This is a genomic window from Achromobacter sp. EG18 (genome assembly GCF_059759395.1).
Map to the genome: position 1 here is coordinate 1560827 of NZ_CM186213.1, position 25469 is coordinate 1586295.

The 25469-nt window shown below is 69.7% G+C and carries 16 protein-coding genes; 9 read left to right on the forward strand and 7 right to left on the reverse strand.

From position 1 onward, the window contains the following. Positions 1-2: 2 nt before the first annotated feature. The gene (locus tag AC6CR5_RS07255) at positions 3-5198 is read left to right on the forward strand and encodes a type VI secretion system Vgr family protein (protein WP_498085423.1); all 5196 of its coding nucleotides are present in this window, start codon (positions 3-5) and stop codon (positions 5196-5198) included. Beyond that, positions 5179-5820, forward strand: coding sequence for a hypothetical protein (locus tag AC6CR5_RS07260; protein ID WP_026382007.1), 642 nt, complete (start codon positions 5179-5181; stop codon positions 5818-5820). The genes AC6CR5_RS07255 and AC6CR5_RS07260 overlap by 20 nt, the downstream gene beginning before the upstream one ends. Before the next feature lie 12 nt (positions 5821-5832). Here AC6CR5_RS07260 and AC6CR5_RS07265 read toward each other — a convergent pair whose 3' ends face one another. The 6 genes from AC6CR5_RS07265 to AC6CR5_RS07290 are packed head-to-tail and all read right to left on the reverse strand — an operon-like array spanning position 5833 to position 14515. After that, positions 5833-6597 carry a DUF3304 domain-containing protein gene (locus AC6CR5_RS07265; protein ID WP_083325134.1) on the reverse strand — a complete coding sequence of 255 codons (765 nt, stop codon included), beginning with the start codon at positions 6595-6597 and terminating at the stop codon, positions 5833-5835. Between the two features lie 20 nt (positions 6598-6617). Then, positions 6618-8918, reverse strand: coding sequence for a T6SS phospholipase effector Tle1-like catalytic domain-containing protein (locus AC6CR5_RS07270; protein ID WP_238879096.1), 2301 nt, complete (start codon positions 8916-8918; stop codon positions 6618-6620). Beyond that, positions 8911-9690 (reverse strand): DUF3304 domain-containing protein, encoded by a 780-nt coding sequence (locus tag AC6CR5_RS07275; RefSeq protein WP_026382005.1) that lies wholly within the window; start codon positions 9688-9690, stop codon positions 8911-8913. The genes AC6CR5_RS07270 and AC6CR5_RS07275 overlap by 8 nt, the downstream gene beginning before the upstream one ends. Next, the gene (locus AC6CR5_RS07280; protein ID WP_498085424.1) at positions 9683-10660 is read right to left on the reverse strand and encodes a DUF4123 domain-containing protein; all 978 of its coding nucleotides are present in this window, start codon (positions 10658-10660) and stop codon (positions 9683-9685) included. The genes AC6CR5_RS07275 and AC6CR5_RS07280 overlap by 8 nt, the downstream gene beginning before the upstream one ends. A 10-nt stretch (positions 10661-10670) precedes the next feature. After that, entirely contained in the window at positions 10671-13541 is a 2871-nt protein-coding gene (locus AC6CR5_RS07285) for a type VI secretion system Vgr family protein (RefSeq protein ID WP_498085425.1), read from the reverse strand. A gap of 26 nt (positions 13542-13567) precedes the next feature. Beyond that, positions 13568-14515, reverse strand: coding sequence for a hypothetical protein (locus AC6CR5_RS07290; RefSeq protein ID WP_498085426.1), 948 nt, complete (start codon positions 14513-14515; stop codon positions 13568-13570). 191 nt (positions 14516-14706) lie between these two features. On the opposite strand from AC6CR5_RS07290, the gene AC6CR5_RS07295 reads away from it, so the two are divergent. The 5 genes from AC6CR5_RS07295 to AC6CR5_RS07315 all read left to right on the forward strand — a co-directional run bounded on the left by AC6CR5_RS07295 (position 14707) and on the right by AC6CR5_RS07315 (position 22633). Next, entirely contained in the window at positions 14707-15558 is an 852-nt protein-coding gene (locus AC6CR5_RS07295; RefSeq protein WP_026382340.1) for a M15 family metallopeptidase, read from the forward strand. Between the two features lie 70 nt (positions 15559-15628). After that, positions 15629-17026 (forward strand): hypothetical protein, encoded by a 1398-nt coding sequence (locus AC6CR5_RS07300; protein ID WP_070668538.1) that lies wholly within the window; start codon positions 15629-15631, stop codon positions 17024-17026. A 119-nt stretch (positions 17027-17145) separates the two neighbouring features. Further along, a complete protein-coding gene (gene tssM / locus AC6CR5_RS07305) occupies positions 17146-20856 on the forward strand; it encodes a type VI secretion system membrane subunit TssM (protein ID WP_045953190.1) in 3711 nt (1236 codons plus the stop codon). Continuing rightward, the gene (tagF, locus tag AC6CR5_RS07310; RefSeq protein ID WP_006385166.1) at positions 20853-21836 is read left to right on the forward strand and encodes a type VI secretion system-associated protein TagF; all 984 of its coding nucleotides are present in this window, start codon (positions 20853-20855) and stop codon (positions 21834-21836) included. Before tssM ends, tagF begins: the two co-directional genes overlap by 4 nt. 2 nt (positions 21837-21838) lie before the next feature. Further along, positions 21839-22633: an OmpA family protein gene (locus AC6CR5_RS07315; RefSeq protein WP_020928045.1), complete on the forward strand. Its 795-nt coding sequence runs from the start codon at positions 21839-21841 to the stop codon at positions 22631-22633. 89 nt (positions 22634-22722) lie between these two features. Here the strand turns inward: AC6CR5_RS07315 and tssA are convergent, their stop codons facing one another. Then, positions 22723-23835: a type VI secretion system protein TssA gene (gene tssA / locus AC6CR5_RS07320; RefSeq protein ID WP_024069126.1), complete on the reverse strand. Its 1113-nt coding sequence runs from the start codon at positions 23833-23835 to the stop codon at positions 22723-22725. A gap of 175 nt (positions 23836-24010) precedes the next feature. Between tssA and AC6CR5_RS07325 the strand changes: the two genes are divergently transcribed. Together AC6CR5_RS07325 and AC6CR5_RS07330 are read left to right on the forward strand one after the other, a co-directional pair. After that, positions 24011-24262 (forward strand): hypothetical protein, encoded by a 252-nt coding sequence (locus AC6CR5_RS07325; protein WP_020928047.1) that lies wholly within the window; start codon positions 24011-24013, stop codon positions 24260-24262. A 36-nt stretch (positions 24263-24298) separates the two neighbouring features. Then, positions 24299-25459 carry a PAAR domain-containing protein gene (locus AC6CR5_RS07330; protein ID WP_223203189.1) on the forward strand — a complete coding sequence of 387 codons (1161 nt, stop codon included), beginning with the start codon at positions 24299-24301 and terminating at the stop codon, positions 25457-25459. The last annotated feature ends 10 nt before the right edge of the window (positions 25460-25469 follow it).

A 25469-nucleotide genomic window follows, 5' to 3' on the forward strand; every position in this document is an offset into this window, starting at 1 on the left:
CCATGATCGATCGTTCCTCCCCGCCCGCGGGCTACAGCAGCCTGGATGTCGCCGCGCTGTCCCAGAACGCCCGCCTGCTGCAAGTCGAAACGCCTTTGGGCGAAGCGCTCGTCGTCGAACGCCTGCGCCTGCGCGAAGGCGTTTCGGAACTGTTCGCGCTGACCCTGGACTGCCTGTCCGCGTCGGCCGAGCTGGACGTCGAACCGCTGCTGGGCAAGGAGATCAGCGTCAGCCTGCTGCTGGCCGACGGCGGACGGCGGCGCTGGCATGCGGTGGTGGAAGGCGTGGACGCGCTCGGCGCCGACGGCGGGCTGGCGCGTTACCGCCTGCACGCCGCGCCCTGGCTGGCCACGCTGCGGCTGCGGCGCGACAGCTTCGTGTTCCAGGACAAGTCGGTCACCGATATCCTGTCCGACGTGTTCGCGGACTACCCGCTGGCCGCGTTCGCCTTCGACATCGCCGAACCGCTGGCGCCGCGCCCGGTGCGCACCCAGTACCGGGAAACCGACCTGGACTTCGTGCTGCGGCTGATGGCCGAGGCCGGCCTGAGCTTCCGCTTCGACCACCAGCAGGGTGACAGCAAGGCCGACGGCGGCGGCGCGCGCCACCGCCTGGTGGTGTTCGATGCCCGCGCCGCGCAGCCGGCCAACCCCGCCGCCTCGCTGCGTTTTCATCGCAGCGACGCCACCGAATCCGAAGACAGCGTCACGCGCTTCGGCGCGGCGCGCGAGGTCCGCGCCAACGCCGTCACCCGCGTCGCCTGGAACGACCGGACGCTGCTGGCGCACGGCGCCCATGCCGAATCGGCGCTGGACGCCGGCGCGCTGCCGCCGCTGGAAGACTACGACTACGACGGACACGGCCGCCACCCGGACGACGCCGCGGCCGAACAGCTCGCCAACCGCGGGCTGCAGGCGCACGAGGCGCGCGCGCTGCGCTTCGAGGGCGGCGGCAGCGCCCGCCAGATGATGCCGGGCCACGTCTTCGCGCTGACCCAGCACGACCGCTACGCGCAAGGTGCGGGCGCGGCGGGCGACGAGCTGGGCGGCAACCGCTACACGCTGCTGTGGGTCGAGCACGAGGCCGCCAACAACCTGGGCAGCCAGGCCGCCCAGGCGCTGGCCGCCCCCGACCTGGAGCATGGCGCCTACCGCAACGACTTCACTGCCCAGCCGGCCGCCGCGGCGCTGCTGCCCGCCTGGCGAGCCCGGCCGACGGCGCCCGAAGGCGTGACCGCCCTGGTGGTGACGGCGCAGGATGCCAGCATCACGACCGGGCGCGACCTGCGCGTCAAGGTGCAATTCCCGTGGCAGCGCGGCGAGCGGCCGCTGCCGGGCGGCCTGCGCCACCGCAGCCACGGCGACGACGCCGGCAACGCGCCGGGCGACGATCGCTCCGGCACCTGGCTGCGCGTTGCCGGCGCCCAGGCCGGCCCCAACTGGGGCGCGCATCACCTGCCGCGCCAGGGCACCGAAGTCGTGGTGGAATTCCTGGATGGCGACATCGACCAGCCCGTGGTGGTGGCGCAGCTCTACAACGACAGCGACCTGCCGCCGTGGAGCGCGGGCGTGGATGGCCAGGCCAATCATCCCGGCACGCTCAGCGGCTGGCATAGCCAGGGCCTGGACGGCCAGGGCCACAGCCAGTGGCTGTTCGACGACACCGCCGGCCAGGTGCGCACGCGCCTGTCGAGCTCCATCGCCGCCTCGCAGCTGGGATTGGGCTATCTGGTCAAGCAGGCCGCCGATGACGCATCGCGCGGCGAATGGCGCGGCAGCGGTTTCGAGCTGCGCTCGGACGCCTGGACCGTCGTGCGCTCGGGCCAGGGCATGCTGCTGTCGGCCAACGCCCGCGAGGGCGCGCGCTCGACCCAGGCCGATGCACAGGAGGCCCTGGCGCTGCTGCGGGGCGCGCGCAACGCGGCGGGCCGCATCAACGACGCCGCCACCCAGCGCCAGGCGCGGCCGCTGGCGGCCAACGAGCAATACGATGCCCTGATCAAGGCGGTCGATCCCAAGGCCGACGGCCGCTATCCCGGCAGCGTCGGCGGCCAGCAGGCGGTCAAGGCCGCCGGCGGCGAACGCGGCGGCAGCGATCCGGTCGAGCGCATCGACGGGGCCCGCATGCTGATCGACGCGCCTTCGTCGATGAACCTGGCGACACCGGCCTCGGCCGTGCTGCACGCCAGCGAAAACCTGCACGTCACCGCCCAGGCCGACGGCCACATCGCCGCGCGCCAGACCTTCGCCAGCGCTTCCGGCCGCTCGACCAGCCTGTTCGTGCAGGATGGCGGCCTGCGCGCCATCGCCGCCAACGCGCCGGTGTCGCTGCAGGCCCATACCGACATGCTCGAAATGCTGGCCGGGCAGGACATCACCATCACCTCCACCACCGACAGCATCGAGATCCTGGCCAACCAGCGCATCACCCTGCAGGCGGCCGGCGGCGCCATCGTGATGGACGGCGGCGACATTGTCTTCAAGGGGCCGGGCATGTTCTCGGTCAAAGGCGCCTCGCACAACCTGATCGGCCCGGCCAGCGACGCGGCCGCCCTGCCGGCCCTGCCCTCGAGCCAGGTGGGTGATCCGATGCTGGTGACGGCGGAACTGGTGCACCGGCCGAACGCGCTGCTGCAAGCCCTGAATGGCTCCGGCCAGGCGCTCAACGCCGCGGGCGCGGCCGATGCCGCGGCAGCGGGCGCCGCGCTCCCGGCGGCGGGCACCGCGACGGGCGGCGGCTCCATGCTGGGCGGCCTGGGCGCCACCCTGGCCAGCGGCGCAACGGCCGTCTCCAGCGGATTGCAGAGCGCGACGCAGACCGCGTCCGGCATGGTGGACAAGGCCAAATCCATGGCCAACGCCGCGCTCAAGCCGGTCCAGGACCTGGGCGCGATGGCGGGCAAGGCCATGGGCTCGGTGACCGAGGCCGGCTCGGGCCTGGTGTCCGGCGCCGCCGCCAGGGCCGGCGGCATGGCGCAATCGGCGCTGGGATCGGCAACGCCCTCATTGATGGGCGGCGCCACGCCTTCGTTGATGGGCGGCGCGCTTGCCAGCGCGGCGCCGATGCCCGCCGGATTGGCCGATGCGGCCGGCGCGGTATCGCAGGCCGGCGCGATGGCGGACCAGGCCACCGCGATGGCCTCGCAAGCCGCCGCATTGAGCGGCAAGGCCGCCGGCATGCTGTCCGGCGCTTCCGGCGCGAGCGCATCGGCGGGCGCTTGCGCCGCGGCGAGCACGGCCGGCGCAGCCTCCGGCGCGGCGGCATCGTCGCCGGGCTTGGCGGCGCAGGCGGCCGGCATGGCGTCGTCGGCCACCGGCGTGGCCGCGCAGGCCGCCGGCGCCATGGGCAATGCTTCGGCCGCCTCCGCGCTGTCGGCGGCCTCGGGCCTGACGGCCGCGGGCGGCGGCGGTGTCGGCGCGGCCATCGGGCCGGTGATGACGCAGGCCATGGGCGCCCTGGGCGACCGCGGCGCCGCGCTGGGTTCCGCGGTGAACACCCTGCTGTCGATGCCCGACGTCAACCAGGGCAACCTGCCGGCGGTGGCCGGCGCCATCCTCGGCACGCCCGGCCTGACCGATTCGGCGGTGCCCACGGTGGTGGGCGCCATCCTGCAATCGCCCAGCATTTCCAGCGTCACCTTGCCCAAGGTGGCCGAGACCATCATGAACATCCCGGCGGTGGCCAACTCGCCCTATCCGGGCCTGGCCAAGCGGGTGATGGAAGCGGCGGGCATCAGCCTGCCGGGAACCGCCGCGCGGCCGGCCGGCCAGGACGCGGGCGCGACGCCGGACCCGGCCCCGACCTCGGCCACGCCGTCGGCCTACCGGGCCCGCAACGGCGCCAAACTGCAATACGTCAACCTGACGGAGCCTTCCGAACGCTGGAACGACGGCCAGGCGCTCAACAGCCTGGATCGCCAGACCAACAAGCCCAAGATCCATGTGAAATTCAACAAGGCCGGCCAGCACCGCTTCACCGTAAAGGTCAGCCCGCGCCCCGGCAACGCCGTGTATTCGGCGCGCGAACAGAGCCGCCAACCCCTGTACCGCGAACCCACCCAGCGCACGTACAACTACGTCACGGACGCCGATGGCACCAAGACCGTCGACGACATCGCGCTGCCGGCCGCCGGCCTGAACACCTACCTGTTCGAAGTGATCAACGACAAGAACCAGATCATCTCGACCGAGGTGGTTGAAACCGTCCGGCGCCTGTATCTGCAGGAAATCATGCTGCCCGGCCCGGAAGCGCTGCCGCGTCCGCACGGCTTCCAGCCGACCGCCACCGAGTACGCCCGCCATGGCGTCGACGTGCTGCAATTGCCGCCGGTGAGCACTCCCGGCGATGCCAATTCCGACGTCTTCACCGAAGACGGCGAGGCGCGCCTGCGCCAACTGGCCGGCTCGGTCTATCCCCGTTCGCAGGGCCCCTCGCACGCGCCCTACACCATCGTGGTCTGCCACGTCGACCGGCTGGCGTCGATGCTGCCCGTGCAGCCGATCTACGTGCAGGCCAGCGCCGGCCCCGGCGCGCCCGACAAGGAAGTCCAGTTCGTCAGCGCCGACGGCAACGTCAGCTTCCTCTGGCACAACATCGAGCCGAATGTGGACTGGTTCCTGGAATGCCTGTTCGAATACACCGACCCGGCCGCGGGGGTGCGGCGCGTGCCTGTCGCGCGCGACCGCTTGACGCCGCTGCCCTACGATCCGGCCGAGCCCAAGGCCTGCCATGCCGTCAACATCCGCCTGGCCGGACTGCTGCCGATACCGGCCACCGGCAGGTTGATCCTGCGCGTGCGGCTCATGGAAAGCGCCGCCGCCGGCGCGGCCTTCTACGACACCAACCTGCTGTGCGTCGCGGCCCTGTCGCCCTTCGAGCCGGTCACCATGAACTACCAGCAGGAAACGCTGGTGCACGAGATCGGCCACTTGATCGGCATGGTTCCCAGCGGCCCGGAATGGGCCCAGGCCCATCCGGACGAAGCCGACATGGATTCGTCCAGGCTCGACAAGGGCCCGTTCTTCTATTCCCAGTTCGGCAACCATTGCCACTTCGGCCTGCCCGCCAGCCAGGCCGATCCCAGCCACACCGGCGCCTGCGTCATGTTCGGCGGCGACTGCCAGAGCATCCGCTATTGCGTCCATTGCGCCAAGGCCGTGCGTAAAGTGGACATGTCCAATGGCTGGCCGTCGTTCTGACGGCCGGCGCCGACTGGCGCCGGCCCTGGCCCTGCTGCTCGCGGCCGCGCTGGCCGCCGCGCCCGCGTCGGCGCGGACCGTGGGCGGTCCGCGCGCTCCCTCCCAATCCGCTACCCAGACCGCTTCCATGAATACCGACTGGATCGACCCGCCCGCCTTCGCCACCGCGCCCATCGGCACCGTGCGCGACCATGCCTGCATCCCGCCCAACCAGGGCAGCGACGACCAACTGAACATCGCCGCGCCCGCCCGCGTGCGGCCGCAGGCATCGGGCGCCTTGGTGATTCCCGTCTGCGCCCAAGGCATCATCCCGGTTTCGCAAAACCAGAAGCTGCCGCGCTTTGTGGCGGTCGACACGCTGACCGGCAAGACCTACGAAGGCGTGGCCTACGAGTACAAGCGCCGCAGCCCGCCGCCGGGCGTCGAGGTCGACGAGATCGCCAGCTCGCGCCCGCCCAAGGGCATCCCGATCAGCCCGGGCATCAGCGTGGGCACGCAGTTCAGCACCGACCTGGCGGCGCAGGTGGGGCTGCCGAAGGAGCCGGCGAAGTACGAGGTGTATATCGAATCCAACGGCGTGCGGTCGAACACCGTGACGATCGAGGTGCAGGCGGCGCGGTAGACCGCGCCGGTATCAGCCGCGCTTGTCGCCTGGCGGCGTGCCTTGGGCTTTCAAGCGCGCGATGCTCGCCTCGGGTAGCGCGGCAACGGCTTTGGCGAAGTCGCCCGGCTGGCGGCCGGGCTGCGACAGCAACGCGGCGATTTCCGGATCGGAGTCGAAGTCGGAGGCGACGGTGAAGTACAGGCGCATGTATTGGCGCATGTCCTGCTCCTGCACGATGCGATACTTGATCCAGGCCGTCCTGGCGACTTTGCCAAGCACGCGCAGGACCTCATGGCCATCCCGATAATCCTCGAACGCGCCGCGGTATTCCCGGTAAAGCCAGTCCGTCGTATCGACCAGCGGGAACCGCGTCTGCCCGAGCAGCTTGCGGCTCAGGGCCAGCTCCATATGTTCATCGGGATAGATGTGCAGTTCGAGGTACAACGGCCCGTCGCCAGCGGGTATGGGCGTCGGGTCAAAATGCACCGTGGTTTCCTTGTGGAACATCAGGCTGTCCATCGTGCCGTCGTAGAGATGCTTGATCGCCTCTTCGCCGTCCACGCCCGACCATTGGACCTTGAATTCCGTGCCCTTCAAGGCATAGCAACACGTCACCGATCCCTCCCCGCCGCCGACACCCATGGCGCCGCTGCCGGCGGTCCGCCCCGATTTGTCGGAAATACGGATGGTATCGATATCCCAAGGCGTGTAGTTGTAGGCGATCATATTCAGCCCGCGATACTCGGGCTCTCCGCCGCAAGCGGCCGATGCCGTCACCAGCGCGATTGCCAACACCCGACTTGCGTATCGTCCAATCATGGCCGGACCGGCGCCAACCCGTCCAGGTTCGCCCGCATCTGCTCCACGCGCGCCGCCGAGGCGGTGTCGGTCTTCATCTTGGCCTCCTCGGCCTTGAAATCGGTCTTGCCGAAGATGTCCTTGTCGCGCGTGCGGAAGTACAGCGTGGTGCTGGCCAGCAGGTGATCGGGCCAGCTGCTCAACATGGCGTCGTGCACCAGGAAGTCGAACAGCGCCATCACTTTGGGCGGCAGCGGATTCTTGCCGGCGCTGGCCTCGCGCCACACGTTCAGCAGCCGCTGCTCGGTGGCGCGCCTGGCCTTCATGTCGGCGAACGGATCCTTGGGCTTGTCTGCCTCGGTGAGCGTGCCGCCACCGCGGGTGATGAGCTCGTTGCGCATGTTCTGCATGTCGAGCTGGTCCTGCTCCATCCGCTCGATGGCCCGCACCGTATTCGGATTGTTGCGGCGGAATTCTTCCTTGTGGCGCTCCATGGCGGCGTCCTGGCGCTCCGCGTCCTCCAGCGCCCGGTACTCTTCCTCCAGGCGCTGCCACAGCGGCTTGAAGCGCTGCGGCGGCAGCTCGCCACGGCTGGCCACGGCTCGATCCCAGCGTTCGTTCTTGAGCGCCTCCAGTTCCTTCAGGCGGGCCGTGTTCTCCGGCTTGGCCTGCTCTTCCTTGGACAGCCCCAGCACGCGGCGGTACTCCTCGATATAGGCCTTCTCGGGCGTATAGAAGTCGCGGTCCTGGATCCACTTCTCGGCGGGATCGGACAGCTCGCTCTTGAATACCGGATCCTGGTAGCGCACGGCCAGCCAGCGCAGGAACACTTCCATGTGCGGCATGAAGTCCACGCCCGGCTCGTACTTGACCACGCCGCGATACGCCTCGACCAGCTCGGTGATGCGGTAGCTCTGGCCACCGTCCTGGATGGACATGCCCATGCTGAACTTGGCGTACGTCAGCGGGCGCTTGTCGAACAATTGCTCCATGCTGTAGAAACCCACGCCATGGCACAGGCCGAGGTTCAGCATGTCGCGCAGCGGCACCCGCGACAGTTCCGCGCGCGAGCCCAGCGACCCCTCGGGGCTGACCCCGGTGACGTCGCCGCTGGATCCCGGATAGAGATACTGCTCGCCCCGGGTCTTCTCCAGGCTGTCCAGGCGCTGGTTGGCGCGCAACTCCTGGGCGGCGGCGAAATGCACGCATTTTTCGACCGCGCCCGGCACCGTCAGGGTGCGATCCTTGTGCGTCTGCTTGAGCAGATCGGTGAAGGGCAGAAAGCCCAGGAACGTGTTCTCGTCCATGATCGAGGACACCGAATCCAGCAGCCCCAGGAAGCGGATGCGGATCTCGGCCTCGCGCGCGCCGTTCTTGCCCGGAAACACCAGGTCCTTGTCGTGGCGCCGGCGGTACTTCTTGACCACGTCGTTGATGAACTGGCGCGCCATGACCCCGCCGCGGTCGCCGCCGAACACTGAAATCTCGATCCGCCGCACGTTGTTCATCTCGGCGCTGACCGCTTCATGCGTTGCGCGCAGCTGGCGCAGCGCGGCGTCCACCCGCACGTCGACCCCGGTGCCCATCAGGTAGGCCACGGTCTCGTTGTCGCGGATGACGGGCACGCCTTCCAGCGCGGTGCTCTTGGCCACTTCCTTGGCCGCCGTCCAGCCCACCTTCAGCGGGTTCTTCTTGAAGCCGGCCCAGAACCCGCGCACGGTGCCCTTGGCGCGGTTGGCCAGGCGTTCCGGATCCCAGGCATTCCAGATTCGCACGACCTTGTCGGGCAAGGTCTTGACGTCTTTCACCACGTCCTTGTACGCCTTGACCATAGGCTGGAATGACCCCTCCTTGATCATCTTCTGCGTGGCGCTGCGCAGGCGCTTCAAGGCATCCGTCTCGGGGATCTCGTCGGTACGGGTAATGTTCTTGACCGCGCTCTTGGCATTGCTGGCCGCCTCGCTGAGGATCTTCCGGCCGGCGACGGTCGCGCCGTAGATGAGATCATCGTTCTTGGCGTCCTCGTTGAGCTCGGTGCCCAGGCCGGAATAGTAGAACCGGAACCAATACTGGTTCACGGGACGGTCTTCATCGTCGTGGGCATAGTGCGCTTCCCAGAGCCGGCAGACGTTCGAATAGAACGTGGGGTGCTGGCTGTCCACATCCCGGCTGCGGCCGAAGCCGTCGAAAAAGAACCCGATGCGGATCACGGCGCCGCACTCCTGGCAATCCTGCCTGGGATAGGCGGCCTCGCTTTCGGCCATTTTCTTCAGAACGCTGGCGGGGGTGCGATCCACCGGCGGCAGGCTGTCAGCCATTCTTGTCTCCTGGCGCGGTTCCCGTGGCTTTCAGGTGCGCGATCTTTTCAGCCGGCAGGGCCTGCACGGCCTTGGCGAAGTCCCCGGCTTGCCGGCCGGATCTGGCCAGCAGCGCCGCGATGTCGGGATCGGCGTCGAAATTCGATGCCACCGTGAAGTAGAGGAACATGTATTGCTGCATGTCCTGCCTGTCTTCGATTCGGTATTTGGTCCAGGCCGTCCTGGCCACTTTGGCCACCACCCGACGCACTTCGGCGCTGCTGCGGTAATCGCCCAGGGCATCGCGATGCTGGGCGTACAGCCAGCGCGTGACCTCCACGATGGGAATGCGCACCTGCCCCAGCAACTTGCGGCTCAGCGCCAACTCCATGTGCTCGTCGGGATAGATATGCAATTCCAGGTACAGCGGGCCGTCGCCCGGCGGGATCTCGGCCGCCGGGAAATGCACTGGCGTCTCTTTGTTGAAGATCACCTGTTCCAGCTTGCCGTCGAACATGTGCTGGCGGGCTTCCTCGCCGTCCGCGCCGCGCCATGCCACCTTGAAATCGGTGCCCTTGAGGCTGTAGCAGCAGGTTACCGAGCCCTCGCCGCCTCCCGCGCCGATGGAACCGGTGGCGGCCGAGCTTCCGTGGGTATCGGTGATCTGGACGCGGTCCAGGTCCCAGGGCGTGTAGTTGTACGCCACGAACGACAGCCCCTGATAACTGGGCTCGCCATTGCATCCCGCCAACATCCCCAGCCACAGCAGCAGGACGACCAAGCCCTTACGCATGCAAAACTCCCTGTTCCGCTTCCCGTTCCTGTTCCGCCCGCAGCAGCGCATCCCACACCGCGTCGGGCACATGTTCCAGCGCCTGCGACAGCCCCTCGCCCTGGAAGTCCCGCAGCGCCGGCGCGATCGCCTCGTGTTCGTCAAAGCGCGGGGAAATGGTGATGCCCCACGCCACGTAGTCCAGCATGTCGCGCTCGCTCTCGATACCGTAGGCCCGCGCCCGCGCCATCTGTTCGGCCACGCGCGCCACCAGTTCGTCCTGCCGCAGTTCGCCGCCCAGCACGCCCAGGTAGATGCGGCGGATCTGCACGGCCAGCTTGTCCGGATAGTCCAGGTCCAGCAGCGCCTGGTGCTGCGCCAGCGTGAACGGCTGCTGCCGCGGCGCATCGGCGGCCGGTCGCTGGCCCGGGCCGGTCCACTGCGCCATGGTGCCGTCGCGGCGCGGGTAGCGCAGCAGATTGAACGGCGCCAGGAAGCGCGCGCGCTCGGACGGTGTCCAGACCTGGAAGGCGCGGTCGAGGATGCGGCTGTCGTACAGGTGCAGGTAATACTCGCGGCCGTCAGGCAAGCCGTATTCGCCGTGATAGGCGAAATGCGCCATCAGTTCGGCCAGCGGCAAGGGCGACACGAGATGCGTCAGCGCGTACGCGCCACCCTCGGCCTGGTGCAGCCGCTTGAGCAGCCGCAGCAGTTCCGAGGTCCGCGGCTGCGACGGGCCGCGCCACAATTCGAAGCGGCTCAGGTCGTCGACCTCGATCAGCAACGGCGCGATATCTTCGTAGATCGCCAGCTCGGTGCCGACCCAGATCGACCCAAAGCTGAGGTCCGCGCTGGCCCGGATCGGGCCGGCCAGTTCGGCGTGGCCGCGCAAGTCCACCAGCAGGTAGGTGTTCAAGCTGGCGCCGCCGCCGGCGGCTAGTTCGCCGGCCTGCGCCAGCGTGTCGTTGAGACGGGATTCCCAATCCATCATGCCGCGCCCCTCACGCCTTGTCGGTGATGGACTGCACGCCATCCTGCGCGTCCAGCACGCACTGCTTGCAGACGGTGAATTGCGGGAAGGCGTAAGGCAGCCGGTCCGGTCCGGCGAACTGCTTGTTGCCGGTCTTGACGTCGATGCGGCCCGGCGCGGTGACGGTGATGTTGCCGCCTTCGAGCACGATGCTGGCGCCCGCCGCCGTGGCAATGCGGATGCGCTTGGGCGCGGCGTACTCCACCGCGCTCTGGGCGCTGCCGATCTTCAGGTCCTGCTGCGCCTGCACGCGCAGGATGTCGTGCTGCGCCTGGATGTCGACGTTGCCCTTGGCCGAGATCAGGTCCAGGCCCGATTCCGCGCCGCCCTGCTGCAGGCCGGCCACGATGCCCAGGCCCTGGCCGGTATGCAGACGCAGCGCGCCCATCACCGCCAGGTTCTGGTCCTTGCCCGCGGACCAGTGCACCGCCTCCCCGGCGGTGTACTGCAAATGCTGGCCGGCGACCTGCGCCAGGCCGGCGCGCGCCGCCATCAGCACCACCGGGTCGGTGGCATGCGGCACCTTGCCCTGCGCCGCGGCGGTGTGCTTGGCCGATGCATCGCCGCGCGCCCCGCCCAGGCTCTCGCCCGCCACGGTGCCGGAGACCGCGCGGTGCATCGCCGCCAACGGCGCCTTGTCGCCATCGAGCACGCTGGCGCCGGGGCCGCGCGTGCCCTGCACCGTCGCCAGCCGCAGGCCCTGGTGCGCGCCCACCACGCCATCGAGCGAACGCGCCATCTGGTCGGTCTGGCCGGCCAGCGCCTGCACCCCGGCCGCGTCGCCGATGGCGTTCGCGCCGGCGGCGCTATAGGTGCTCAGCAGCACGCCGGCGCCGCCGCGCACCGCGCCATAGCCGTCGGTGCGCAATTCCGCGCCCAGGCCGCGCAGGCCGCCGCGATAGTTGCCGGCCTGGTGGATCAGGTGGCCCAGGTTCAGTTCGCTGGCCTGCTCGCTGCTCTTGATCTGCATGCGCAGCTGGCCGTCGGTATCGTCGAACACGATCTGGTTGTAGCCGGAGCCGCCGAATTCCTTGCTCTTGAAGCCGCTCAACGCGGCCGCGTTGCGGTGGTTCTCGTCGCCGCCGGCCGCGCCATGCCAGGCCGGCGCATTGCCGGACGCCAGGTTGGCCTGCGCGCTGGGCGCGCCATCGCGGGCCGCGGCGTAGACCTGCGTGTCGGCCTTGGCGCCCTGGCGGCCGCCGGGCGTGGCCGGCGTGCCACCTTCGCCGCGGCCGTTGTACAACGCGCCCACGACGATGGGCTGGTCGATGTCGTCATCCAGGAAACGCACCAGCACTTCCTGGCCGATGCGCGGCACGAAACTGATGCCCATGCCGGCGCCCGACTGGCGCTGCGCCACCCGTACCCAGCGGCTGCGGGCTTCGCCATCGGCGCCGCTCCCTTGCCAATGGAAGCGGATGCGCACGTCGCCGCGCTTGTTGCGCAGGATCTCGTCCTGCTCCTTCGGCTGGGTGCCGCCTTCGGCATCCGTCACGACGGCGGTATGCACGCCGTGCACCGAGGGCGCGCCCGCCAACCGCGCGCCGCGGACGCTTGGCAACGGCGGCCGCCAGGGGCGGTCGCAGCGCACGGCCTCGAAGCGGTTGGCGTAGCCGACCTCGCGCGCCTTGGCCAGCACCGCCGGGTCCACGCGCAGCGACACGGCTTCATGCGGTTCGGCGCCCGGCGCGGCCAGCGCGTCGCCGTCCAGCACCAGGTGCGCATCCAGCCCTCCCAGGCGCTGGGCCAGCGAGGCCCGCGTTTCAGGCGGCAGGTTGTTGATGCCCGCGTGTTCGACGCGATCGAGCGCGAACTCCGGTTCGAAGCCGCCTTCCCCGGCCGGCCCCAGCGGCGACAGATCCCGCAACGTAAAACGCGTGCCGGAACGGAAGGTGCGCACCACCCCCAGGCCGACGAAGGTCTCGGCGCGGGCGCGCAGGGCTTCGGTCGCCAGATTGGCCTGGCGCCGCGCCTGCGCTTCATCGGCGAAACCGCCGTGGCCGGCGACCTCGTACCAATCCAGCCCCGCGGCGTCGTCCTGGCCGCTGGCCGGATTGACCAGCGCCTGCGCCGCCACCGCGCGCTTGCCGCTGTCGTGCCAGCCCAGCACGGTGATACTGTCGGGCACGCGGCGGCGCTGGCGCGCCAGCATCTGCACGGTGTCGCGCGACTCGGTCGCGGCGGCCCGCTGGAAGCGGATGCCGCCGCCGGCGGACTCGGCGTCTTCGGCCAGGCCGCGGCTGTCGGCGAACAACTGCACCACGTGGCGCGCCGGCACGCCGGCGTCTTCCAGCACGGTCCAGCCCAGGCCGGCCTCGGCCAGCAGGCGGGCAATGAAGTCGTAGTCGGTCTCGCGGTACTGCGTGGTGTAGGGACGCGGCGCCAGGTCGGCCAGCGCCGCCTCCACGTCGCCGGCGACGCGGTAGACATACCCTTCGTAGCCGTCCAGCACGTGGCGCACGATGTCCAGCACGGGCTTGGCCTCGAACACGCGGCTGGCGCGCCGCTGCGTGGCCAGCCACAGCCATGGCACCACCGTCAGCCGGTAGCGCGCCAGGCCGGCGTCGCCGGACAGCAATTCCGCTTCGCGGACGACGCCGCTGCGCCCGGCGCGGCTGCCGTCGGCGCGGGTGGTCCACAGCGTGACGGGCCGCGAGATCATGTCCTGCAATGACAGGCCGGCGTTGTCGGACAGCGCCACCACGCGCCATTGCCCCACGCCCGAGAGCGCTTCGCGCGCGACCCAGCCTTCCACCTGCAACGACGCGAGCGCGCCCTCGCCCTGCAGGCCGTAAAGGCGGGCATCGGAATTGAACAGGCCGGTGTTCGCGGTCGGATCCATTGCGGGAAAACCTAGGTCAGGCGCGCTCACGGCTCGATGTGAGCTTGCGCATTGGGACATTCCGGAGCAGTGCCCCAGTGGCCCGCGCAAACGCGCAGGCGGCATTGTTCGCTTTCAAGAAAGCCAAGCTTGCGGCATTCCGCCAGGCGCGCCGACAGCGGCGACCCCGGCAGCTCGCGGATGAAGATACCGTCGGTCTTGTAGACCTTCGTGCCCGGCGGCGACGCGGGCGGCAGGCCATACGACATCAGGGTCGCCAGCAGGGCGGCGTCGCTGTCGTTGCGGGGCGCCGCCTTGCCGCGCGCCGGCGCGGTCTTCGAAGTGGCGGCCGGCGTGGCCGCCGCGATCAGCGCGCCGTCTCGCGCGCGCTCGCCGCGCGGCGCCGCGGCCGGGCCGGGGGCCTTGGCGGTGGCCGCGCGCGGCGTGGCGGAGGCAGGCTTGGGCGGGGCCGCCGTCACCGCCAGCGCGGCCAGCGGGTTGGGCACGTCCGCCTCGGACGGGCGGGTCAGTTGCGCCAACGGATGATCGTCGATGATGGCCGCGGCATTCGAGGGCGCGGCATCGGCATTCGAGGGCGCGGCATCGGCATTCGCGGGCATGCTCGCGCGCGGCGCTGCCGGCATACCGGCAGCGCCCGCGTTGGCGGCGGGCGCCTGGGTCTGAGTCTGGGTCGGAGGCTGGGATGGGCGCGGCGCGTCGCCATCCACGCGCGCCACCACCACCGGCAATTGCGCCGTGTCATACACCGCCCACAGTCCCGCGCCGGCGGCGCCCAGGAACAGCAGCAGCAACACCAGCAGCGGCGTCCTGGAACGTTGCCGGACAGGCAGGTGCTTGACCTCGGCATCGGGCACGCGGCCTTCGAGCGAGGCAAGAATGCGCGACGACTGCGGCTCATCCACGGCGGATGAACGCCCCGCCAGCAAGCTGGGAATGGCGGGCGGAGGTCGCGATTTTTTTTCGTCTTCTGCCATGCGAGGTTCCGTGTCGGCAGGGGCTTGGTCGGCCCCTATTAACCAAGGTGATCGAGAATACCCGATGACATCTTTTAGATCACGGCATCTTGTTACGATTCCTAAAGCATCGACGCTGTCTGCAACGCCCTGGCGCTTGCCTCAATCACGAATAGAACAAAAGATTACGCCTTCGTGATTGAGGGATACCGTTGCTACTTCTACTGCCCCTATATTTTCTGCTCGCGATCGGCGTCTCCGCGCTGCTGGTGTTCCCGTCTTTCAGGGCCGGGACCGCGCGGGGCGCGCGCGCGTTCGCACAGGGAATACGCCGCCGCGTGGCGCGCGGCGCGGGGCAGGCGGGCGGCGTGGTGGGCGGCTCGGCGCAAGTGGTGCGCGCCGGCGTCGGCAAGGCCGGCAACACGTTTTCGGCGTACCGCTGGCAGATCGCCGCGGGGCTCGCGGTGGTGCTGCTTCCGTCCCTTTTCGCTTTCGTCATGCGACACAATCACACATTTATTTACGAGGATCGGATGGCCGGTCCGGACCCGCGCATCCAGGCGCTGTTGACGGGCGAACGGCTGGTCCCGCCGCCACCGCTGCCGCCCGAAGTGTTCACCACGCGCGAGGTGGAACTGGTGCGTCCCAACCTGGGCGGCGCCAGCCGCGACTGGAATCTGCTGGACGCCGACTACCGTCAGCGCCTGCTGGCGGCCTACCGCGTGATGCGCGAAGAACATGGCTATGAAATGGTGTTGATCGAGGGCTACCGCAGCCCCGAGCGCCAGGAGGAATTGGCGAGCAAAGGCTCGCACGTGACCAACGCCGGCGCCTACCAGAGCTATCACCAGTACGGGCTGGCCGCCGACAGCGCGTTCCTGCGCGACGGCAAGGTGGTGGTCTCCGAGAAGGACCCGTGGGCCATGCGCGGCTACGAGCTGTTCGGCGAAACCGCCGAACGCGTCGGCCTGACCTGGGGCGGACGCTGGAAGCTGATGGACTTCGGCCACACCGAGCTGCGCCGCCCGGGCGTCATGCGCCGCGATACGGGGGCCGCGCAATGATCCGATCATCTTGCGCCGCTACCCTGCCCCTCACGCTTACTCGAACAACCGACCACCGCTACGAACCCACATGACCCGCTTTCTCAAAACCGGCCTGCTGCTGGCCCTGGTCTTCGGTGTGGTCTGGCTGGCCGTCATCATCTGGTGGCAGGAATCGCGCACGCTGCCCACGGGGCTCGACATCGGCCTGTACCTGTTCGCGCTGCCGCTGGCGCTGATCGCGGCCGGCTGGGCCGGCCTGCGCATCGCGCGCGCGCGCCGCGAAGCCCGTGCCGCCGCCGCCGCGGCCCCCGCCGACGCACCGGCCGCGACGTCCGCCGCGGCGCCCGCCATTACCCGGCTGGTGGCCCTGGCCGGCGCCGCGCGCGCCGCGCCCGGCAGCGACCCCGCCGCCATCCACGCCGCGCTGGCCAAACAGCAGCGCCCGGACCTGGACGAAACGCTCAAGAATGCGCGCGGCTATCCCGTCTTCAGCGCCCGTGCCGCGCACCTGGACAGCGATGCCCTGCGCGAGATCGCCGAAACCGACGACACGCCGGCGGCGGCGCGCACCGAGGACTGCCTGCGCGCCACCGCCCTGTTGTGCGAAGTGATCGAGACTCTGTCACGCGATGCCCGCGCCCATGTGCTGGAGCACGGCACGCCGGAGCGCGACGACGACTGGCCCCTGTTGCAGCTGGAACTGCTGCTGCCGGCCCAATGGCCGTCGGCCGCGCGCGAACACGCCCAGGCGCGGGCGCGGCAGGCCGCGGCCTGGCCCGCGGCGCGCCTGGGCCTGCGGCCGCACGAGGCGCGCGACGCCTTGGCCAGCGACGGGCTGCTGCGCGAACTGGCGCTGGAGCCAGCGACGGCCGCCCGCGCGCCGCTGCGCATCGTGGCCGCGGCCGATTCGTTCATCGACAGCCACGTGGTGGGCGAATGGGACGCCGGCGGCCTGCTGGTCGGCAACGGCAATCCGCAAGGGCGCGTGCCCGGCGAAGCGGCCGCCGGCCTGCTGCTGGACCTGAACCTGGCCGCGCCCGCGACGCCCGGCAATGGCGCGCCCGCCGCGCCGCCGGCGGGCGCCTTCGCGCTGACGCTGTCACCCATGGCGCATCGCGCCACCGGCGCCGATGACCGCGGCGCCGCCAACGAACCGATGCTGGCCGAGCTGACGACCCGCTTCCTGGAGCAACATGAACGCCGCGCGCAGGACATCCGCGCGCTGGTCAGCGACGCCGACCATCGCGGCAGCCGTCCGCTGGAAGCCGCGGGGCTGGCCAGCACGCTGTTCACCACCCTCGACCCGAACCAGGATTGCCTGGCGGTCGGCGGCGCCTGCGGCTATACCGGCGCCGCCGCGCACCTGCTGACGTTGTCGGTCGCCGCTGAAGCCTGCGCCCAGGCCGAGGCGCCGGTGCTCGCCGTGATGACCCAGGACCCCATGTTGCGTACGCTCGCGCTGCTGTCCCCTTCCCCCTCCGCCTGACCCCCATAAGAAAAGCCAGAATCATGCGTAGCCCTTCAGGTTTCTTTTCCGGTATCTCCAGCGCCCTGAGCGAAGGTCGCCATTGGACCTCCCGCGCCCTCGGCAATCCGCGCCTGTTCATGGCGATCGGCCTGATCGCCCTGGTCGTGTTCCTGTTCCTGTTTGCCGACACCGTCGAGATCGGCCTGGCCTGGGCCGGCATCGCGCTGGGAATATTCCTGTTGCTCTGGCTGTGCGCCTATCTGTGGCGCCGGCGCCGCGCGCGCCGCGCCAACAAGAACCTGGGCGACATGCTGGAGCAGCAGGTGCAGACGGGCAGCGCGGCCGCCAATCGCGGGGACGTGGACGCGCTGCGCACGCGCCTGGTGCAGGCGGTGCGCACCATCAAGACGTCCAAGATCGGCCAGGTGTCGGGCAACGAAGCGCTGTACGAACTGCCCTGGTACATCGTGATCGGCAACCCCGCCGCGGGCAAGAGCAGCGCGGTGATCAATTCCGGCCTGCAATTCCCCTTCGCCGACAAGAACGGCGCGGCGGTGCGCGGCGTGGGCGGCACCCGCAACTGCGACTGGTTCTTCACCACCGAAGGCATCCTGCTGGACACGGCCGGCCGCTACTCGGTGCACGAGGAAGACCGCAACGAATGGATGGGTTTTCTCGACCTGCTCAAGCGCCATCGCCCCAAGGCGCCGATCAACGGCATCATCGTGGCCGCCAGCATCGACGAGCTGACCGGCGCCGGGCCGGAATTCGCCATCAACCTGGCCAAGAACCTGCGCCAGCGCGTACAGGAACTGACCGACCGGCTGGAAGTGTTCGCGCCGGTCTACATCATCTTCACCAAGGCCGACCTGATCTCGGGCTTCAGCGAATTCTTCTCCGACAGCGACCAGCGCGAGCGCGACCGCGTCTGGGGCGCCACCCTGCCCTACGGCGCGGAAGAAAACCGCGACGTGCTGGCCCTGTTCGACGAACGCTTCGATGAACTGTACGAAGGCCTCAAGGAAATGGGCACGGCGCAGATCTCGCTGCGCAACAACCGCGAACTGCCGCCGGGACTGCTGACCTTCCCGCTGGAATTCGCCGGCATCAAGCCGGCGCTGCGCACCTTCCTGTCGACGCTGTTCGAGACCAACCCGTTCCAGTACAAGCCCGTGTTCCGCGGCTTCTACTTCACCAGCGCGCTGCAGGAAGGCGTGTCGCAAAGCACCTCGACCGAACGGCTGGCCGAACGCTTCGACCTGCGCCCGGCCGCCCGCGGCCAGGCGCGCAACGTGTCCTCGCACAACGGCTTCTTCCTGCGCGACCTGTTCTCCAGCGTGATCTTCGCCGACAAGAAACTGGTGCGCCAGCACGCCAGCCCGGCCAAGACCCGCATGCGCTACCTGACCTTCTTCGGCCTGGTGCTGGCGCTGGGCCTGGTGCTGGGCGGCTGGAGCTGGTCATACCTGGGCAACCGCCAGCTGGCGCAGAACGTGCAGGCCGACCTGGACAAGGTGGTGCGCCTGCAAAGCGAGCGCACCGACCTGCAGAGCCGCCTGGAGGCCATGGAGATCCTGCAGGACCGCATCGAGCAGCTGGACCGCTATTCGTCCAGCCGCCCGTGGTCGCTGGGCCTGGGCCTGTACCAGGGCGACGTGCTCAAGGAGCGCCTGCTGGCCGAGTACTACAACGGCGCGCGCCAGTTCATGCTGAGCCCGGTCAAGGCCAGCCTGGAGGACTTCCTGGCCAAGGTCGACATGTCCGGCGCCGCGGCGGCGGCCGGCGGCGCGCAGCAGCCGGCGCCGCAGGCGGTGCGCGCCTCGCACGTCCCGGGCGGCGACACGCTGTTCCAGGATGCCTCGCCGACCAATGCCGACGACGCCTACAACGCGCTCAAGACGTACCTGATGATGGCCAATCGCCAGCACGTCGACCCCACCCACCTGTCCGACCAGATCACGCGCTTCTGGCGCGGCTGGCTGGAGACCAACCGCGGCGCCATGCCGCGCGACCAGCTGATCCGCAGCGCCGAACGCCTGATCTCGTTCTACGTCAGCCGCGCGCCCGACGCCGGCTGGCCGCAGATCGACACCAACCTGGCGCTGGTGGAAAAGACCCGCGCCAGCCTGCGCGCCGTGATGCAGGGCATGCCGGCGCGCGAACGCGCCTACGCCACGCTCAAGGCGCGCGCCGCCACGCGCTTCCAGACCATGACGGTGGCGCGCATCGTCGGCGAGAACGACGCCGGCGTGGTGGCCGGCAGCTACGCCATCCCCGGCACCTTCACCCGCGAGGCCTGGGAGCAGTACATCCAGCCCGCCATCAACGAGGCCGCCAAGAAGGAAGTGCAGACCAGCGACTGGGTGCTGGGCGTGAACGCGCGCGACGACCTGACCCTGGACGGCAGCCCCGAACAGATCCAGAAGAGCCTGGCGACGATGTACAAGACGGAGTACGCGCAGGAATGGCAGAAGTTCCTGCGCGGCGTGACCATCAAGCCCTTCACCAGCTTCGAGCAATCTGTGGGCGCGATGAACCGCCTGGGCGACCCGCAGACCTCGCCCATCGCCAAGCTCATCAACACGGCCTATGAACAGACCTCGTGGGACAACCCGTCGCTGGTCAACGCCGGCCTGCAGCAGGCGCAGAGCGGCGTGGTCGGCTGGTTCAAGCGCGTGATCCTGCGGCAGACGCCGCCCGCGCCCACGCCCGCCACCACCGCCAACGGCGAAGCCATTCCGATGGGTCCGGTGGGCCGCGAGTTCTCGGACGTGGCGCGCCTGGTGGTCACGCGCGAGAACCAGTCGCTGCTGGGCAACTACATGGGCGCGCTGTCCAAGATCCGCACCCGCTTCAATCTGCTCAACAACCAGGGCGACCCCGGCCCCGGCTCGCTGGTGCTGCTGCGCCAGACGCTGGAGGGCAAGGATTCGGAGCTGGCCGACGCGCTCAAGCTGGTCGACGAGCAGATGCTGGCCGGCCTGTCGGCGACGCAACGCGAGACGCTGCGCCCGCTGCTGGTGCGGCCGCTGATCCAGGCCTACGCCGTGGCCATGCAACCGGCCGAACGCGAGTTGAACAAGGTCTGGAACGCGCAGATCTACCAGCCCTTCAACCAGACCCTGGCCGAAAAGTATCCGTTCGCCGCGCGCGCCAGCGTCGAGGCCAGCAGCGACGAGATCGGCCAGGTGTTCGGCCCGCAGGGCAGCATCGCCAAGTACGTCAACGACACCCTCGGCCCGCTGACCGTGCGCCGCGGCGACATCCTGACGGCGCGCACCTGGGGCGACATGGGCATCAGCCTGCAGCCGACCTTCACCGCCAACTTCGCGCAGTGGGTGGCGCCGCTGTCCGGCGGCGCGGGCGCAGGCTCGGCCAGCCAGCCGCAGACGCTGTTCCAGATCCAGCCCAAGCCGGCCTCGGGCGTGACCGAGTACACCATCGAGATCGACGGCCAGCAGCTGCGCTACCGCAACACGCCGCCGCAGTGGGTCAACTTCGTCTGGCCCAACGCCCAGGGCGCGCCCGGCGCGCGCATTACCGCCACCACCTTCGACGGCAGCGTGGTCGAGATCGTCAACGAACCGGGACGCTTCGGCCTGGAGCGCCTGATCGCGACCGCCCAGCGCACCGCCAACGCCGACGGCAGCTTCAACATGAGCTGGGGCAAATCCAACGTGACGGTGCCGGTCAAGCTGCGCATCATCAGCAACGCCCAGGCGCCCGGCGCCGGCGGCAGCGAGCCCGGCGGCAGCCAGGGCCTGCGCAACCTGCGCCTGCCCTCCTCCGTGGTGGGCGCATCCCCCGAATCCTCCTCCGCCCAGACGCGACCCGGAGCGCCGCAATGAGCAACTTGCAGTCCCCCCTGTTCCGCACGGCCTACTTCGGCAAGATCCCGGCCCGCGGCGACTTCGTCAAGAACACCTCGCATCCGCAGCTGATGAGCACGCTGGACGGCTGGGTCGCCAGCACCATGGAGCTGCTGGCCCAGGACCCGCACTGGAAAACGCTGTACGACGAGGCCGAGCCGATGCCGTTCGCCATTCTCGGCTCGCGCGGCAAGCTGGCCATCGCCGGCCACCTGCAACCCAGCCGCGACCAGTCGGGCCGGCGCTTTCCGTTCCTGTCGGCGACCTCGGTCGAAGTGCAGCGGCCGCTGGCCTTCATCGCGCGCAGCCCGATGGCTTTCAGCCGGCTGTGGAACCGCATGAGCGGCGCCGCCGCGCTGCTGATGACCGACGCCGACCCCGGCCCGGCGCTGCAGACGCTGAACGAACTCGAAGGCGAGATCCGCACCGAGGCCGACGACGGTTTCGATGCCTTCGTCGACCTGCAAAGCGTCGAGCGGCTGCAAACCATGCTGCGCGGCAATGGCCACGCGGCCAACGTCCACGACATCATCCTGGCGCTGGGCATCCTGCTCGAACCGGTCATGTCCAGCGGCTCGTCGCAGCTCGATCGCGGGCTGGCGCTGCCGCTGCCGGACGATCCGCTCTATATCAACCTGGTGGCCTCGTACTGGATGACGCTGATCGCGCCGTTCCTGGCGCGCGCGGATTTCGAGATCACCGTGTTCATCGGCCGCATCGGCGGCAAGCATCGCCTGGTGGCGGGCTTTCGCGGCGCCTCGCCGCAGACGCTGGCCAGCCTGCTGTCCACGCCGCAGGCCTTCGCCGAGCAGCACATCGTGCTGGAAGACGCGCCCTGGGTGCGCGACCACGTGTCGGCCAGCCACGGCCTGGCCAAGCTTTCCAGCTACCTGGACCAACCCCGGCTGTCCCTGCGCATGGCGCTCGACACCTATCTCGAAGTCTTCACCGGAGCCTGACCATGCGCGTCTCTCTCCTGATCATGGCGGCGCTGTTCTCATGCGCCGCGGCGGCGCAGGACGCGGCCACCGTCGTCCCCGCCAACGTCATTCCGCAGCCCGGCCAGGTCGTGGCCAGCGGCGCCGTGCCAGACGAGGCCACCAAGGCCGACGTGCTGGCCCGGCTGCAACAGGTCTACGGGGTGGGCAACGTCATCGACCAGATCGAGGTCGGCGGCGTGGTGGCGCCGCCCAACTGGTCCGAACACGTGGGCAAGCTGATCGGCCAGCCGCTCAAGCAGATCAATCGCGGCCAGCTGGAAGTCGACGGCACCCAGATCCGCCTGCTCGGCGAAGTGCAGAACGAAGCCTCGCGCCAGCAGATCGCCAGCACCTTCGCCACCTCGCTCAACCCGACCTACAAGATCGTCAACGGCCTGCGCGTGGCCGCCGGCAAGGACGAACAAGGCCTGCTCGACAAGGTGCTGACCAACCGCGTGGTGGAATTCGAGACCGGCAGCGCCACGCTGACGGCGCGCGGACGCGAACTGCTCGACCAGGTGGCCGACGTCATCCCGAAGCTGCACAGCGACAAGGTGCAGATCATCGGTCACACCGACAGCTCCGGCAGCCGCAGCACCAACCTGGCGCTGAGCCAGGCGCGCGCCGACGCGGTCCGCGCCTATCTGGTGGACAAAGGCCTGCCGCCCGGACGTTTCGAGACGCTGGGCGCGGGCCCGGACCAGCCGGTGGCCACCAACGCCACCGCCGAGGGCCGCGCCAAGAACCGCCGCATCGAATTCCGCGCCAGCCGCTAGCCGGCGCGCGGCTGCCGCTGGGCGCGCGCCGTCGCGCGCCCAATGCCGCGGGCCGCGATGGCCCTTGCGGCCATCGCCGGGCCCCGCTTTCAGCCGTTGTTCTCGGGCGCCTTGGGAACGCCCAGCAACTCTTCCAGCCCGGACAGGGCGTCGTTGTTCTTGAGCACCGTGCGCAGCCACAGGTGCAGCGACATCTCGCCCCAGCTGGCCGCCTTGTCGGCCAGGTAGGCCACCGGGCTGTGCGGCTCGGTGCGGCGGAAGAACTCGGCCACTTCGCGCAACTGCGCCAGGGCCTGGTCGCGCGTTTGCAGCGGGCCACGCGTGGCCGCCAGCGGCGCGGTGGAAGGCAGGTCGACGGCGGTCAAGGTAGGCTCCATGCGGGTGACGGCCGCGCCGGCGGGCGGCGTGGCCTGGGCGGCCGGCGGCGCCAAGTCGGCCCGCACCAGCAGGCCGGCCTCGCGGGCAAAGCGGTGCGCCAGCTCGGTCACGTCCTTCAGGGCGGTGCGCAGCGGCGTGAAAGCCGGGCCTTCCTCGCCCAGGCGTTCGGTCAAGGTCCGCTCGAGCACGTCGACCGCGCCAAAGCAGCCCTGCAACTGGCTTTCGAGTTCGGAATAGAACGCCGGCGGCGTATCGCGGCGCGCGGCGTCGAACTGGTCGAGCGTAACCTTGCCGCGGGTCAGGTCGGCGGCGTTCTGCGGCGCGCGCTTGATGGCGTTGGCCAATTGCGTGGCGCTGTCCCACAGCACCGCGCCGAAACGCCCGCCCTCGGACTGCGTCAAGGGCAGTTCCCGCACCAGCTGCTGCGACCGCGACAGCAGCCACGCCAGGTTGCCCACGCGCTGCTGCACGTCGCCCTCGTCCGGCACCGGGTGCAGGCCGTCCCAATAGCGCCGACACAGGCCGTCCACCAGCAGGAAGCCGTCGCGCAGGCCGGCGAAGCCGCGCGTCTTGGCCCAGGCTTCGGCCAGCCAGGCGGCCACGCGCACGTCCTTGCTGCGCTCGGTCAGCACCTCGGTGCAGATGCGGATCACCTGCGGCCAGTCGGCCTCCTTGATGTCGATGACCCAGTCGCCCTGGTCCAGGTGCGGGTCATCGTGGCGGCGGGCCTCGCGGATGGCGTCGAATTCGGCCGAAAAGACCATGTCGGCGCCACAAGGCGCCTCGCCCGCAATGGGCTGCAACAGTGCGTCGATATCGCTCATAGTTTCTTGGGTCGTTGCGGATGGCGGGCCTTGCGCAAGCGGCGCGCGGCCCGGCGGCAAAGCAGCGATGATCCCATATCTGTAACCGCGTTACGTTGGAACATGACACGCCCTATTACAAAACGCATCAGGGACCATCGCTATCATGCAAGCTCTCCAAAAACAGGGAGTCGCGATGAACAAGTCCTTTCACATGATGCCCAATGGCCGCTTCATCAATGGCGCGCCGCGGCGCTGCCCGGACGGCACCTATGTCGGCGACGGCGGGCCCATCACCCGCGCGCCCGACGGCACCTACGTCGCGGGCACCCCACAGCGCGCGCCGGATGGCCGCTATCTGGGCGGCGGCGGCCCGGTGCGCATGGCGCCCGACGGCAGCTTCGTCGTGGGCACGCCCCGCATGGCGCCGGACGGCACCTATCTGTAAGCATAAATAACCATCGTTTGGGAGCAACGGACGGCCATGGCGCAGCGATCCGTAATACGCAAGGGTGACCGCACCTCGCATGGCGGCGTGGTCGTCACCGGAGACGAGTCCGTGCAGATCTTTGGCCAGCCCATGGCGCGCGTCGGCGACCGCGTCACCTGCCCCAAGTGCGCCGGCCAGCACACCATCGTCGAAGGCGTGCAAAGCGTCAGTTCCGATCGCCGCACCGCGCTGGAAGGCATGAAGACCTCCTGCGGCGCCACCCTCATCGCCAGCCAGCAGTTCTACCAGTTGGAGCACGGCGGCGGCGATGGCGCCGGTGGCGGCGTGAACGATGCGCCGCAGGCGCTGCAGGCCGGCGCGCCGGCGGCACTGGCCGCGGTGGTGCCGGTGGCGGCCGACGAGGCGCCGCAGCAATGCGCCCAGGTCCAGGACACCCTCAAGCTCACCGAAGCCATGTTCGACGCCAAGCGCGCCCCGGTCAGGCTGACCGGACCGTCGGCCTACAAGCCGCCGGCCGCGCTGGCGCGCGCGGGCGATGACAAACTGGTCATGTATGAAGCCTGGCCGGCCGGCCAGCGCGTGCCCGTGGTGCTGGAACCGCGCAAGCCGCTGTGGACCGGCGACCTGCTGCAGCGCTCGCCCCACGAGATCAGCGAACGCCTGACCGAGGAACCGCAGCCGCAGCCCGAGCAGGTCGCCAAGAGCCTGGGCGTGGCGCCCAAGGCGCTGCTGCAGGGGCGCGACCTGCAGATCACCATCGCCAAGGGCATGTCGGTGGACGACAGCGTCAAGCGGCTCGACGCGCAATGGGTGAAAGGCCCGCCCTGGGCCGATCCCACCCGCGAGGTCCACACCGTGGGCGAGACGATGTTCTCGCGCATCACGCTCTACAGCATGCCGGGCGAGCAGGCCGTGATCGACCACGCCGTGCTGCACGAGCTGGCCCACAGCTACGCCAACAACGCCCGTGTCGACATGAAGGCCTGGGGCGCCGCGGCCAAATCGGACGGCAATTTCCCGTCGGACTACGCCAAGGCCGGCCCACCCGAGGATTTCGCCGAATTCGTGGTGATGGCCGTCGCCACCCAGGGCACGCCTTGCGAGAACTACGCCCGCTCGATCTACCCGGCCCGTTACCGGCAGCTGGACGCGATGGACCTGCTGGAGAAAAGCCCCGCCGCCCAGGCCGCATGACCCTGCCGCG

Bases quoted from the DNA above. Each gene is read 5' to 3' on its own strand.
- AC6CR5_RS07270 (WP_238879096.1), bottom strand. From the start codon at position 8,918: ATGGCTGACAGCCTGCCGCCGGTGGATCGCACCCCCGCCAGCGTTCTG.
- tagF (WP_006385166.1), top strand. From the start codon at position 20,853: ATGAGCAACTTGCAGTCCCCCCTGTTCCGCACGGCCTACTTCGGCAAG.
- AC6CR5_RS07290 (WP_498085426.1), bottom strand. From the start codon at position 14,515: ATGGCAGAAGACGAAAAAAAATCGCGACCTCCGCCCGCCATTCCCAGC.
- tssA (WP_024069126.1), bottom strand. From the start codon at position 23,835: ATGAGCGATATCGACGCACTGTTGCAGCCCATTGCGGGCGAGGCGCCT.
- AC6CR5_RS07275 (WP_026382005.1), bottom strand. From the start codon at position 9,690: ATGCGTAAGGGCTTGGTCGTCCTGCTGCTGTGGCTGGGGATGTTGGCG.
- AC6CR5_RS07285 (WP_498085425.1), bottom strand. From the start codon at position 13,541: ATGGATCCGACCGCGAACACCGGCCTGTTCAATTCCGATGCCCGCCTT.
- AC6CR5_RS07325 (WP_020928047.1), top strand. From the start codon at position 24,011: ATGAACAAGTCCTTTCACATGATGCCCAATGGCCGCTTCATCAATGGC.
- AC6CR5_RS07260 (WP_026382007.1), top strand. From the start codon at position 5,179: ATGGCTGGCCGTCGTTCTGACGGCCGGCGCCGACTGGCGCCGGCCCTG.
- AC6CR5_RS07300 (WP_070668538.1), top strand. From the start codon at position 15,629: ATGACCCGCTTTCTCAAAACCGGCCTGCTGCTGGCCCTGGTCTTCGGT.
- AC6CR5_RS07255 (WP_498085423.1), top strand. From the start codon at position 3: ATGATCGATCGTTCCTCCCCGCCCGCGGGCTACAGCAGCCTGGATGTC.
- AC6CR5_RS07330 (WP_223203189.1), top strand. From the start codon at position 24,299: ATGGCGCAGCGATCCGTAATACGCAAGGGTGACCGCACCTCGCATGGC.
- tssM (WP_045953190.1), top strand. From the start codon at position 17,146: ATGGCGATCGGCCTGATCGCCCTGGTCGTGTTCCTGTTCCTGTTTGCC.
- AC6CR5_RS07280 (WP_498085424.1), bottom strand. From the start codon at position 10,660: ATGATGGATTGGGAATCCCGTCTCAACGACACGCTGGCGCAGGCCGGC.
- AC6CR5_RS07315 (WP_020928045.1), top strand. From the start codon at position 21,839: ATGCGCGTCTCTCTCCTGATCATGGCGGCGCTGTTCTCATGCGCCGCG.